Origin of the sequence: Motilimonas cestriensis (assembly GCF_021295315.1) — a bacterium.
Classification (GTDB): Bacteria; Pseudomonadota; Gammaproteobacteria; order Enterobacterales; family CBDFNC01; genus Motilimonas; species Motilimonas cestriensis.
The window spans coordinates 130,406-143,391 of sequence record NZ_JAIMJA010000012.1 but is presented as its reverse complement, the minus strand read 5'-3'; the positions used below and the strand labels follow the sequence as shown (position 1 = coordinate 143,391).

The window sequence follows — 12,986 nt, the reverse complement described above, 5'->3', positions numbered from 1 at the left end:
CTAGAGGTTATGAGGCGGCCTGATTACGAGGTCAGTACGCAAGAACTACTAGCTGCGGGCATTATTTTTGCCCAACAGCTGAGAAAATATGGCTGTGCGCTGGGGGATTTATGAGGGGATCCTTCAGTGCATTGCTTCGTAATGAAGATATAGATGAATTTTGTGAGCAGTATAGTATTGAATTCGAATGGTTGGAGGATTTTTCTATACTCCAAAATAATCAGTACATAAGCCATCATCAAGTTAAACATTACAATGATGATAAATTTAGTAGTTATATTGACGCCATTGTTACTATTTTATCAAGACAACAAGGTCGAATATCTGAAAATGATCTGTTTAAATATATTGGTTATTATGCTCATATTAATTCCAAAGATTTTAATAAAAATAAATACATTGAAACATTAGTTAGTAGATTAATTAAAGAAAACGTTGTCGACCAAAGCCGATTTATAAAAGTAAATAAAATCTCAAACCTAGATGGTTACAATGATAATGTAGTAACTGCGGTTAATAATTACTTAGATGATTTTATAACTATAAAAGATCAATATTTAAATGGGTGTGTTTACGTTCATACATCAAAAAAAATAAAAATTCCTCATCAAGACCTATCAGGTTACAAAGACATAAAAAAATCAAACGTCAGTTTGAAATACGGTTAAAAAAGAACACTTAAAAATCATAATGTTATATGCTCGTTTGACAGCAACTCCGACTACGAACTAGCATTTGATGATGCAGAATTAACGAAGAAATTGATTTGTTTAGCTGAATCTATTTTGCAACATCAAAATCCAACTCCTGTTATCACTCCTGAAATATTAACTATCTACGTTGCATCAATAAAAGACCGTATTGATAAGTATGTAGAACAGAGACATGAAGACCTAAGAAAGGATGAAACGATTAGGCTGAGTGAAATAGTTAAACGAAAATTAACGTTTACTGAGATTTTAACATGTCTAAGAACGGAGCTAATCGATGAATCAAACGATGTATACTGGGAACTAATTTGTCGTGAAAACTTTGAGAATGCATTCCAAAAGCAAATTGATTTTTTAGATGAAGAAAACTTAGTAGAGCGCAGAAACCTCTATAGGCAGTATAAAACGACTTATGATAAATATATAAAACAAGGTAAGTTATCATTTCTGTTGAAAGCATTAAAACCACATATATCTGTTTGCGACAAGCCCAGTAAAAGTAATTACTATCATCAGTATATTGCCGACGAGAATGATATCAGCATAGCTTATTTAAGTTTTCTTGAAAATCTGAACATAGAGCACGACGACTGTTTCTTGTTCCCAAAAAATGGTAAACATTTTCATGCAAGTACTATTAGCGTAAATCGCTCAAACCCCCGTCATGCCAAAAATGCTATTGATACTCTAAAAATAGATTTTAAAGATCGATTCATATATTTAAATAAAGATACTGACTTTATTGTTATCGATTCACCCAGTAACACTGAGTTTTCAGGTCGTCTTGAAAAGTTTGTAGAAGTACCTAACGTGTTAGACTATGAAGTAGCAGATAAAGAACATATAACCTCAACCAAAGATCTCACTTTTGTTCATTATGAATTAGCACAGGAAAAATTAAATGAATAAGGATTTTCTAAATACCATTACTAAATTATTAGGTGAGTTAGGCTTGTCTGCTGGTATTTTTAATTTAGTTGATGACGACACAATAACTCTAGAGACACAAGACTTTATCCTCGTAAGAAACAATAAAGTTGGTGATTATTTTTTATTGGCCGAAATTCAAATATCCGAATTAAATTTAGTCAATCGTGATTTGCAAATCAGTCTTATGTCATATTTAAACCACTTAACGACTGATGCGGGTGTTAATGATTTGCGACCATTAAATGGAGTTCCATTTTTAGCGTTAGATAATAGCTTTGAGAAAAACACCACGTTATTGCTATTCACGAATAAAATTGGTGATATTACTAATCTACTTACCCAAATTACTGAAATAGAAGAAAATGAGTATTTTTTTAAAAAACAAGTTTTACTGCTCCCAACCAAGTTTTTAGATAATTTGGGAAATAAAATATCCAGCTCTACGGATTTTGAAATAACCAGATATTTGCAAGATTGTATGAATGACACTAAAAAGTTTAAACAATTCATGAGCAAGACAAACGAAGACTCTGATTATGCGGGATGCGCCCAATTTTTTGAAAAGTTGCCATTTTTACATTTAAACGTAGAAAGCTCCGAATCTAATTCCTTACAGAATATGATCGACAATGAAATCGCGAAAAATACAATAAAATACAGTATTACGATCAACACCGACACGGACGAAGAAGAGGGAAATAGTAAATTTACCATCTTAGATAAAAACCTAGAGGAAATTTATGTAGTAGCGATGAAATATGCCTCAAAAATGGAAGAGTCCGATACCGACTTAGATGCAGAAGCACTGCTAACTAATTTAAAAGGAAATGGGTTCAATGAGTAATTATAGAATTGGTCGCTTGCTCGTTAAAAATTTCAAATCTTACACGGAAGAGTTTTCATATAACTTCGAAAATAAAGATTTAATTATTCTAGATGGACCAAATGGATTTGGTAAAACAACAATATTCGATGCAATTGAAATAGCCCTTACAGGTACAGTCAGTCGGTTTAAAAACTCTAAAATAATTGATACCAAGCAACGAAATAAAAATATGTTGATATCAACCAATGGAGTCGATGGAGCTCCGGCTTTCGTGGTTTTAGAATTAATCTCTAATAATAACTCATTGATTATCGGCACTTACATAGAAGCTAGAAAAGGAAAAAATAAAGAATGGGCTAATCATATTTACCGCGGAATCTTAAAGAGCTGGCCAGATGATGTTGATGATATATCTATTGAAATTGGAGAAGGAAATAGGAATGTAATTGAAGAATTACAGGAAGAATTAAATTTTAAAGAATTTAACAAAATGTTTAATTTATTAAATTACATACAGCAAGAAGAAACTTTGCATTTTCTTAAACTTGATGAAAAATCTAGATTTAAACAAATAGATCACCTCTTTGGTATCGGTGATGAAAAAAACGCGTTCAATCAATTAGAAAAATTAAAAAATGTAGTTTCAGATAAAATAACAGGCTTGGAAGAACAAAAAAGAGATAAAACAGCAGAACGTGAAGAACTTCTAACTGAAGAAGGTGAACCTGATGAAATTAGCTTATCTGGGAATATAATAGAGCAGCTAGATACAAAAACAAAATCTATTGAAAAACTAGAAAAATATAAAGCCGCGCTTGAGGAATGCAAGCGGATATTAAGCGAAGACGGGAAAAATAATTGGTCACTTATCAAACAAAGACATGAAGTTAAAGAATGGCTTAAAATTGAGAATCAAAATTTAATAAAAAACCTACTTATTTTTAGTACCATCTCATACTATTCCCGCATTGAATCACTAAGCAAACATATCTTGTGGATTACTAAGACTATTGAAAAATGTGCAGATTATATTGAACTAAAAGATTTAGATATTACTAAAGAAATTAAGATTACAGATGTTTTATTGAATAAAATACAAAAACATTTCAAAAAATTATACGAAGTAAACAAATCCGATATCAATAGCTATGAAGCTCTTGTAAATACTCAAAGCACAGCCGAGAAACTTTTAACTAGCATAACCAATTCCAGTGAAACGCTAATTAAAAAGTTAAATAAATTCTGCGGCGAAGAAGAAGAGATCATTGAACATTCGGATAATAAAGAAGGTGTTGATTGCCCATTATGCGGGCAACCATATGACGATTTAATCGAACTTAATAAAGCATATAAAGAACAAAAGGTAGCTTTTGAAAAATTTCAAACAGATTCAGGTAAAAAGCTAAAGCTAGCTTATAACAAGCTAATAGATGAGTTAATATCACCTGCTATCCAACGAAGTAAAGATCGCTATGCTAGATACAGCCATTTTGATGATAACTACAAAGAAATATTGAGAACCCGTCAGGTTAGTAAAGATAGATTTGATGAGATTATAAAATTTAAAACTTGGTTCGATGAAAACCTCCCGCAATACAGTGAACACGCTTGCCCTAGCTTATTCTCAGCAGATTATTCTGTAGAAGAAAAATATACTGAAATTAAGACTCTATTGGAAACTTTAGACAGTAAGCTTTCAGTCAAAGTTGAAGGCGAATTTGAGCCAATTAAAGCTAAATTAGATGATATTGGTGTAGATGCGAGTACAGAAGTTAAAGATTGGCCTTTTTCATTAGAAAATGTTACAAACGATATTCAGTACTTAGAAAAGCAAATTAAACTATTAAATAATAATCAATACAATAAGTTAACAGATGAAATAACAGAGTATGACACAGGTATATCAAACTATAACAGTATACTAAACGCATTAAATGACGGGTATAAAATATATAAAACTAATATTACTCGATATGAAAAAGAGATAGCCAAAAAAATTCAAATACCTTTTTACAATATTAGCAGTAAAATCTTACAAACAAGACTTGAATCAGGGATGCCGGCGAGTGGTGTTATTTTGGAAGCACCTGATAAAGTTAACAATAATGGTTATTATCGTTTTTGTTCAAGTATCGGATCTGAACATGACGCTTGGAGTACAATGAGTTCAGGCCAACTAGCTGGAGTAATTATTGCTTTTATGCTGGCGATGAATAAAGTGTTTCCGACAGGGTTAAAAACGTTATTAATTGATGACCCAATTCAAAGTATGGATGACATAAATATGGCATCATTTATTCAATTGTTGAGGGAAGAGTTTAAGGATTATCAAATTATAATGTCTACCCATGAGAGTAGAATCGCAAATTATGTATCCTATAAATATCAAACATCTGGTTTAACTCCTTTAGCTATCAATTTAAAAAATCAGAAGAAAAATAAAGACTTAATTTAACAGTGATTGGCGAGGGTCTACCACTTTTGTGTTTAGTCTGTGTAGATTGATTTGAACGAAGTAAGTCCCAACAATATATTTTGCCTATCAAAATGTTGGGTCGCCTCAGGCTTACCCAATCAAACATGCAAAAATTTGAGTCATATAAACGGCTGCTTATCACTTGACAGCCAACGTTCAAATTTGATAAACCAGCCTCTGCTTGGTGGCACAGAGCCGTCTTACGGCTCTAAATTGTTTCTGTCCAAAAATGCGTTTGAAAATAATCACGCCATACAGTGCCGCTAAAAATCATAGCGACGCATTGGGCTTTGAGCTTAACTTGGTTTATTTTTACTTGGCGTTAGGCCAACGGTATTCATCCAAGCGTCGTAATCAAGAAGATTGGCTGGCAAGATGATCTTGCGAGATGGATTTGCCAAACCTTGCATTTGTTTCATGTATTGCTCACTGAGTTGCATTTTCATCGCATTCTCGCCGCCTGGCAGTGACAATACGTCCGCCATGGTCTCAATCGATGCTGCAGTGGCTCGCGCAATAGAAATAATTTCTTGCGCTTTACCTTCGGCGGCATTAATACGGCGTTGTTTTTCACCTTCAGATCGGTTGATCATCTCGGTTTTCATGCCGAGTGAGCGGTTGATGCGACTTTGTTTATCTCCTTCACTACGGGCCATGATAGCGCGGCGCTCACGTTCAGCGTTTACTTGCATTTCCATTGCATCACGTACAGTGCGCGGTGGGGTAATGTTTTTAATTTCATAGCGGTGTACTTTTATGCCCCAGCCTTCGCCGGCTTTTTCTAGCACTTCTACAACCTTAGCACTGATTAAGTCACGCTCTTCAAAGGTGCGATCTAAATCTAGCGTACCGATCACTGAGCGAGTGGTGGTTTGCGCTAATTGCATCGCCGCGTAGCGATAGTCAGTTACGCCATAGCTGGCTTTAACGGGATCCATTACCGAAATGTAAATGACGCCATCTACTTCAACGTTAACTTCATCTTTTGAGAAACATTCTTGAGGCGGTACGTCGATGGTTTCTTCTTTGAGATCTTGAATACTGGCAACGCGATCAAAAAATGGTATCAAGGCGTGGAAGCCCGCATCTAGCGTTTTGCTGTATCGGCCTAGACGCTCGACTACGTAAGCTTTTTGTGTTGGCACTAAGCGGATCGATTGGAAAAATTTTACTATTAATACAAGAAATAGCGCGCCCCAAACCAGCATGACAAAGATGTCCATGGGGGAGATTTCTGAGCCAAAGAACTGTTCCATTACTTGGTTACTCCTTGAATATTGTGAGTGACTTTATCCATGCCTTCAAAAAAGCCTTCTAATTTAGCCAGTTCTGCGGGTACGACGGATATTTCTGCAGTTTCTAGAATGTCACCCGTCTGTTTTATAAAGTCTTCTAATAGGCGCATTTTCATCGCTTGATCGCCACCGGGTTTGGCTAGAGCTTGAGTGACCATGGTGACGCCTTGGGCGCGTGCGTTGGCGATAATTTCAATTTCTTGCGCTTTACCTTCGGCTTCATTGATTTGTTTTTGTTTGTCACCTTCAGAGATGTTGATAGCTTCTTGGCGCTCACCTTCTGATAGATTGATGGTGGATTCCTTGCCTGCTTCGGCTAAGGTGATTTCAGCGCGCTTGCTGCGCTCGGCTTCCATTTGTTTTTCTAAGGTATGTACCACGTTAGCAGAAGGGACGATGTTTTTAATTTCGTATCGTAAGACTTTAATGCCCCAAGAATCCGATGCTTTGTCTATTTCTCGCACGATGATTTCGTTTAAGCTGTCTCGTTCAGAAAAGGTTTGGCCTAAGGTTAATTTACCAATTTCAGAGCGCATGGTGGTTTGAGCTAAGTTAACGCTGGCGCGACGGTAATCTTCAATACCATAGCTGGCTTTTTTCGCGTCCATTACTTTGATATAAACCAAGCCATCTACTTGGATTTGAATATTATCGCGAGAAATACAGTTTTGCGATGGAATATCTAATACCTGCTCACGGGTTTCATGGCGATACGCAACACTGTCGAAGAATGGGATTAAGAAATGGACACCGGGCTGTAGCACCGCGCGGTATTTTCCTAATCGCTCAATGACACAGATTTCGCGCATTTCTACTATCAATATCAATTTGTATATGACAAGTAGCAGGACTAATAACGCGATGGTAAAAAACGCTAGCATATTGACTCTCCTATAGTTTGAATTTGGCTCGTAAATCGTCTTTAACTTTTTCAACCACGAGTGAAATATTGTCTCGGCATATGATCCGTACTTTGGTGCCAGGTGTCAGTGTCGAACCATCGGCAATGGCAGGCCAAGTCGAGTCTAAACAAGACACGCGGCCAACATGGGTGGCGGGACCGATGGTTTCGACTACAGTCGCTTCTTTGCCATAAAGGTAAGCATCTTCATCAGTGTCATCAATATGGCTGTCTCCGCCTACCATGTTTTGTGCAACATTACGAAATGCCAACAGTAGAATTAACGAAGAAATGAACCACAATGTTAACGCGCCGACCCAAGTGGAGATTAAGCCAAATTGCAGGCTGGCGGCGACTATCATTGAACCGATACCAATAAACACAACAATGCCGCCGGGAATAATAGCTTCAGCTGCCATTAATAGCGCACCAGCAACAGCCCAGTAAAGAGGGTGGGTTAATGCATTCATGTTGACTCCTTGATTTCAGCAATCATAGTAACAGGTACATGCTCTAAATGGATTGAGCCAGTTAATATAATCTGAGTTTATTTTGAGTTTATGTTTAGGATAAACGTTAGTGCTTTCGACATATTATGTCAATTTGTTTTTTGGTTTTTCCCCACAAACCTCAAGGTTTATCAACTTAACGATTTAATTAGACGATTTTATCGATTTTAATGAATTTTTTGGAGCTCTTTACTATTATTTAAATTATTAATTTTCGATTGAAGTGGGCTGTTATGGGCATTAACGTGCAGCAGATGTATCAAGAGAAAGTCATTATATGTGATGATTCCATCACTAATGTACTCGTCATGACAGAAATGCTCAATCAGCTAATGAATCCGCTTGAGCTGATTGCGTTGACTGATTCACGAAAAGTGATGTCTTATGTGGATGAGTCAACATCCTTATTGATCCTCGATATAGAGATGCCGTTTTATACGGGTTACGACATTCTTATGCAAGTGCGCCAACGTTTTACTTCTGAGCAGGTATCCGTGATTGTCGTCAGTGGTTCAAGTGAGCAAAACAGTCATATTAAAGCGTTAAAAGTGGGTGCAAATGATTTTATTAAAAAGCCATACGATGAATATGAACTGAAATTACGAGTGATGAATCAGTTAAAACTCATTCATGCATTCAAGCAACAAAAGCGCTCTAACGTCCAGCTTGAAAAAGTTATCCAACAGCGCACGAAAGAGCTGGAAGAAGCCACGGAGTGTTTGATTATGAACTTAGCGAATCTGGCAGAAATGCATGATAAAAATACCGGGCGACATATTATGCGAGTGGGTAAATTTTCCGGCTTATTAGCGCGAAAGTATGGTTTACCTGAGCACATAGTACGTTTAGTTGAGAAAGCTGCGCCAATGCATGACATCGGCAAGTTACACATTCCAGATGAAATTCTTTTTAAACCTGGCAAGTTAACCGATGAAGAATTTGAAATCATGAAAACCCATGTGGATGTGGTAGATGAGTTTTTTATTGATCATCCTTCGGTGTTGATTCAAATGGCGAAATCGATAGCTAAGCATCATCATGAGAAGTGGGATGGTACCGGCTATAGCGAAGGGCTACGTGGGCAATCTATTCCGATTGAAGGCAGAATTGTTTGTTTAGTGGATGTGTTTGATGCATTAACCACAGTGCGACCTTATAAGCCCGCTTGGCCTGTAGATGATGCTATTGGTTATATTTTGGCGCAATCAGGCAAACAGTTTGATCCAAATTTAGTGGCTATTTTAGTTGATAATTTAAATGATTTTCTTGAAATTAAAGCCACATTCGATGATTAGAAATGAGTATTTTAGGAAGGTGTTCATGAATTGGTGGAGCCATGCGGGATCGAACCGCAGACCTCAACGCTGCCAGCGTTGCGCTCTCCCAGCTGAGCTATGGCCCCGATAATTTAATAGCAAGATAAAAGTGGTGGAGCCATGCGGGATCGAACCGCAGACCTCAACGCTGCCAGCGTTGCGCTCTCCCAGCTGAGCTATGGCCCCTTAACTTTTACTTGTTACAAACTAATTACTTAACGCCGTCTGATTTGCATTAAGTGAGGCGCATTTTATGCACCTCACTGTGTGCTGTCAACACTAAAAAGCAGCTAAAATTCATTCGTGGCTCTGTTTGCTATAAATTTCAGCGCTTTGCTTATTCTTTCAACAATTTAGTTCGTTTCCAAGTTACTAAATGCAATGCAGCATAAGTGCTTCCTTGGTAACAGAGCTTCAAAGCGGTTGACGTTAATTTGTGGCTCTGTTTGCGATAAATTCTAATGCCTTGCTTATTCTTGCAATACTGCGGGCTTTGCCAATCAGCTTTAAAGTAATGTCTAATGAAGGTGATTGACCTGCGCCGGTGATTGCAACGCGTAGCGGCATACCGACTTTACCCATTCCTACTTCAAGTTCATCTGCGGCAGCTTGAATGGCTTGATGTAATATGGCTTCATCATTCCAGTCGCTAATGGCTTCTAGTTTTTCTTGTACTTTTTGCAGCGGCTCGGCGGCAACAGGGCGTAAGTGCTTTTTCGCCGCAGCTTCGTCAAACTCACTGAAGTCTTCGTAAAAATAACGGCTTGATGCAGCTAATTCTTTTAAGGTTTTGGCGCGCTCTGATAATGCTGGCACGATATCTGTTAGGGCGGGGCCGTTAGCGATATCAATGCCTTGGTCTTGCATGTGCCATTCAAGGAAACTAGCAACGTGGGCCGGATCGCCGGTTTTAATGTAATGTTGGTTTAACCAGTTCAGTTTTTCGGTATTAAATGCAGACGCGGCTTTGTTAATGTCGGTTAATTTGAACAGGTCTTGCATTTCTTGCATGGAAAATATTTCTTGATCGCCATGAGACCAACCTAAACGTACTAAGTAATTTAGGATAGCTTCAGGAAGGTAGCCGTCATCGCGGTACTGCATCACACCGACTGCGCCATGACGCTTAGACAATTTGGCGCCATCATCACCTAAAATCATTGATACATGGGCATACACAGGCACTGGTGCACCTAATGCTTTAAGTATGTTGATTTGACGAGGGGTGTTATTGATGTGGTCTTCACCGCGAATGACGTGGGTAATGCCCATGTCCCAGTCATCAACAACAACACAGAAGTTATAAGTGGGCGCACCATCACTGCGTAAAATGATTAGGTCGTCTAGTTCTGTGTTTTTAAATTCGATAGGACCGCGCACTTGGTCGTCAAAAATAACGCTGCCTTGTTGCGGGTTTTTGAAACGAATGACATAAGGCTTATCGGTTGGGTAATCGGTTCGGTCACGCCATTCACCGTTATATCTTGCGCTTTCGCCCTTTGCCATTTGCGCTTCACGCATGGCTTCTAATTCAGCTGGAGTGCAATAACAACGGTAAGCTTTACCTTCATCAACTAATTTTTGGATCAGCTCTTTATAGCGATCGAAACGTTTAGTTTGATAATAAGGGCCTTCATCCCAAGTTAAACCTAACCACGTCATGCCTTCTAAAATGGCGTCAACAGCCGGTTGGGTAGAGCGCTCAAGGTCTGTGTCTTCTATTCTTAGTACGAATTCACCTTGGTTGGCCTTGGCATATAACCAAGAATATAATGCGGTGCGTGCACCACCAATGTGTAAGTAGCCAGTTGGACTTGGGGCAAAACGCGTTTTTATAGTCATAACAGACTTGTGTCCTTTATTTTGAATAGAAAAATTGGTGTCATTTTATCCTTCCAGCAGCTCAAGCTCAATTTTTGTCTGAGCTTAAAACACCACTTGGCGCTTTTTTTAGCAAAACTAGCCTTGTTTTTATTCAAATGACTTAAAAAATGCGCAGTCGATAAAAATTGAAAAAAAAGGTGTTGACGATAAGAGTTAGCTCCCTATAATACGCCCTCACAAACACAGCGGATGTCGCAACAAGGCAAGCGTTGATTTGGAAAGGGCGATTAGCTCAGTTGGGAGAGCACCGCCCTTACAAGGCGGGGGTCACTGGTTCAAGCCCAGTATCGCCCACCACTACTTTGTTAAAGTAGTGTGAGTAAAAATTTGAAGTTTATTTCGTTGGGCGATTAGCTCAGTTGGGAGAGCACCGCCCTTACAAGGCGGGGGTCACTGGTTCAAGCCCAGTATCGCCCACCAACGAAATACTCAGATAAAAAATTTGAAGTAACAATATAAAGTTGGGCGATTAGCTCAGTTGGGAGAGCACCGCCCTTACAAGGCGGGGGTCACTGGTTCAAGCCCAGTATCGCCCACCACTTCAATGCGAAGTGCCAACTTTATACTCTATTGGGCGATTAGCTCAGTTGGGAGAGCACCGCCCTTACAAGGCGGGGGTCACTGGTTCAAGCCCAGTATCGCCCACCACTTCGATTCATGCGAAGTGCCGATAGAGAAAATGAAGACTCTACAGGGAGAGCACCGCACTATTTTATAATGCGGGGACAGATTAATAGTCCAGTATCGCCCACCACTTCGATTCATACAAAGTGGCGGTAGAGAACAACAAAATTTGAAGTAAAAAATAAAGTTGGGCGATTAGCTCAGTTGGGAGAGCACCGCCCTTACAAGGCGGGGGTCACTGGTTCAAGCCCAGTATCGCCCACCACTTCAACGCGAAGTGCCAACTTTATACTCTATCGGGCGATTAGCTCAGTTGGGAGAGCACCGCCCTTACAAGGCGGGGGTCACTGGTTCAAGCCCAGTATCGCCCACCACTTCGATTCATACGAAGTGCCGATAGAGAAAATGAAGACTCTACAGGGAGAGCACCGCACCATTTATAATGCGGGGACAGATTAATAGTCCAGTATCGCCCACCACTTCGATTGATACGAAGTGCCGATAGAGAGATTAACCTTCAGAGAAAGCAGTACCGCTCCAACATACAACAACCTCCAGTTAAAAAATCATCAAGCAGATTAGTGCAATTGCATAACCTTTACCCTTAAATTTTTCCTTTCGACTTCCTAGCTATTATTCAAGTTCCTTCAATTCGATCAATCTGATAGATGCAGTATAGAGTTTGATATGTATCGATTGATGATTCAGTGCAATTTATTTGGCTAACTGATAGCCTCTTGTTGCGAATAACTGAATATTGAATTTAAAGGGAATATTTTGGAAAAATTTGATCAAATCTATCAGCGCGCTTGCCAGCGTAAAGGCGGCGAGGCAGCTTTAAGTGCGTTGCTTTCACCGGTTTTGTCATCCCAAGACGTTGCCCAGATTTCTGATGACCGTTATCTTGCGGCATTTACGCAAACTATTTTTCAATCTGGCTTTGTTTGGTCGGTTGTACGTAACAAATGGCCTGGTTTTGAGGATGCGTTCTTTGGCTTTGCGCCGGAGAAAATGGTACTTCTTAGTGATCAGCATATTGAAAAACTATGCCAAGATACCCGTATAGTCAGAGCACGACAAAAAATTGTAACCGTGCCACACAATGCGCAAATGATTTTAGAGCTGGCGCGGGAGCACGGCACATTTGCACATTTTATTGCGCAGTGGCCAAGCGATGATGTTACTGGGCTTTGGCTTTATTTAAAGCAACATGGCGCCCGGCTTGGTGGCAATATTGCGGCTTATAGTCTGCGTAAGCTTGGCGTAGATACTTTTATTCTTACCAAAGATGTTGAAGGCTATTTGCGAGCCCAAGGTGCGTTAGACGTTGGTACGACAAGCAAAAAAGGGCTGCAACAATGTCAGCAGGCGTTTAACGAGCTACAACAGCAAAGTGGCTTGTCTTATACTCATCTCAGCCAAATTATAGCCAATTCAGTGGGCGACAATTATCAATAAGTAAGCTTTCTATGGGATTGTCTATCTTTGCTATTGCGTGCAGAAAAGTGATAACGA

Annotated in this window: 10 protein-coding genes and 8 tRNA genes; 12 read left to right on the top strand and 6 right to left on the bottom strand. The window is 39.0% G+C overall.

The annotated features are described in order from the left end of the window. Positions 1 to 110: 110 nt before the first annotated feature. The 4 genes from K6Y31_RS13155 to K6Y31_RS13140 all read left to right on the top strand — a co-directional run bounded on the left by K6Y31_RS13155 (position 111) and on the right by K6Y31_RS13140 (position 4,921). On the top strand, positions 111 to 668 hold the full coding sequence (locus tag K6Y31_RS13155) for a hypothetical protein (protein WP_233053421.1): 558 nt from the start codon (positions 111 to 113) through the stop codon (positions 666 to 668). A 93-nt stretch (positions 669 to 761) separates the two neighbouring features. Beyond that, complete coding sequence (locus K6Y31_RS13150; RefSeq protein WP_233053420.1) at positions 762 to 1,619, top strand: hypothetical protein; 858 nt, start codon at positions 762 to 764, stop codon at positions 1,617 to 1,619. Continuing rightward, positions 1,612 to 2,484 (top strand): ABC-three component system middle component 1, encoded by an 873-nt coding sequence (locus K6Y31_RS13145; RefSeq protein WP_233053419.1) that lies wholly within the window; start codon positions 1,612 to 1,614, stop codon positions 2,482 to 2,484. The genes K6Y31_RS13150 and K6Y31_RS13145 overlap by 8 nt, the downstream gene beginning before the upstream one ends. Next, positions 2,477 to 4,921: an AAA family ATPase gene (locus tag K6Y31_RS13140; RefSeq protein ID WP_233053418.1), complete on the top strand. Its 2,445-nt coding sequence runs from the start codon at positions 2,477 to 2,479 to the stop codon at positions 4,919 to 4,921. The genes K6Y31_RS13145 and K6Y31_RS13140 overlap by 8 nt, the downstream gene beginning before the upstream one ends. A gap of 317 nt (positions 4,922 to 5,238) precedes the next feature. Here the strand turns inward: K6Y31_RS13140 and K6Y31_RS13135 are convergent, their stop codons facing one another. From K6Y31_RS13135 to K6Y31_RS13125, 3 genes are read right to left on the bottom strand one after another with little or no spacing between them, the layout of a single operon-like run. Then, entirely contained in the window at positions 5,239 to 6,198 is a 960-nt protein-coding gene (locus tag K6Y31_RS13135; protein WP_233053417.1) for an SPFH domain-containing protein, read from the bottom strand. Then, a complete protein-coding gene (locus K6Y31_RS13130) occupies positions 6,198 to 7,118 on the bottom strand; it encodes an SPFH domain-containing protein (protein WP_233053416.1) in 921 nt (306 codons plus the stop codon). The genes K6Y31_RS13135 and K6Y31_RS13130 overlap by 1 nt, the downstream gene beginning before the upstream one ends. Positions 7,119 to 7,128: 10 nt before the next feature. Then, positions 7,129 to 7,608 carry an NfeD family protein gene (locus K6Y31_RS13125; RefSeq protein WP_233053415.1) on the bottom strand — a complete coding sequence of 160 codons (480 nt, stop codon included), beginning with the start codon at positions 7,606 to 7,608 and terminating at the stop codon, positions 7,129 to 7,131. Positions 7,609 to 7,880: 272 nt separating this feature from the next. Here K6Y31_RS13125 and K6Y31_RS13120 point away from each other — a divergent pair, with 272 nt between their 5' ends. Beyond that, complete coding sequence (locus K6Y31_RS13120; RefSeq protein ID WP_233053414.1) at positions 7,881 to 8,942, top strand: HD-GYP domain-containing protein; 1,062 nt, start codon at positions 7,881 to 7,883, stop codon at positions 8,940 to 8,942. Between the two features lie 31 nt (positions 8,943 to 8,973). Here K6Y31_RS13120 and K6Y31_RS13115 read toward each other — a convergent pair. From K6Y31_RS13115 to gltX, 3 genes are all read right to left on the bottom strand, one after another. Next, a tRNA-Ala gene (locus tag K6Y31_RS13115) sits at positions 8,974 to 9,049 on the bottom strand. A gap of 24 nt (positions 9,050 to 9,073) precedes the next feature. Further along, positions 9,074 to 9,149: transfer RNA gene (locus K6Y31_RS13110), tRNA-Ala, on the bottom strand. Positions 9,150 to 9,392: 243 nt separating this feature from the next. Continuing rightward, positions 9,393 to 10,805, bottom strand: a complete 1,413-nt coding sequence (gene gltX / locus K6Y31_RS13105; protein ID WP_233053413.1) for a glutamate--tRNA ligase — start codon at positions 10,803 to 10,805, stop codon at positions 9,393 to 9,395. 263 nt (positions 10,806 to 11,068) lie between these two features. Here gltX and K6Y31_RS13100 point away from each other — a divergent pair. The 7 genes from K6Y31_RS13100 to K6Y31_RS13070 all read left to right on the top strand — a co-directional run bounded on the left by K6Y31_RS13100 (position 11,069) and on the right by K6Y31_RS13070 (position 12,929). Next, a tRNA-Val gene (locus K6Y31_RS13100) sits at positions 11,069 to 11,144 on the top strand. Between the two features lie 47 nt (positions 11,145 to 11,191). Beyond that, a tRNA-Val gene (locus tag K6Y31_RS13095) sits at positions 11,192 to 11,267 on the top strand. 43 nt (positions 11,268 to 11,310) lie between these two features. Next, positions 11,311 to 11,386: transfer RNA gene (locus tag K6Y31_RS13090), tRNA-Val, on the top strand. Between the two features lie 33 nt (positions 11,387 to 11,419). Beyond that, positions 11,420 to 11,495, top strand: a tRNA-Val gene (locus K6Y31_RS13085). A gap of 165 nt (positions 11,496 to 11,660) precedes the next feature. Continuing rightward, positions 11,661 to 11,736 (top strand) — tRNA-Val (locus K6Y31_RS13080). A 33-nt stretch (positions 11,737 to 11,769) separates the two neighbouring features. Beyond that, positions 11,770 to 11,845: transfer RNA gene (locus tag K6Y31_RS13075), tRNA-Val, on the top strand. Between the two features lie 403 nt (positions 11,846 to 12,248). Further along, positions 12,249 to 12,929: a DNA-3-methyladenine glycosylase I gene (locus tag K6Y31_RS13070; RefSeq protein WP_233053412.1), complete on the top strand. Its 681-nt coding sequence runs from the start codon at positions 12,249 to 12,251 to the stop codon at positions 12,927 to 12,929. The last annotated feature ends 57 nt before the right edge of the window (positions 12,930 to 12,986 follow it).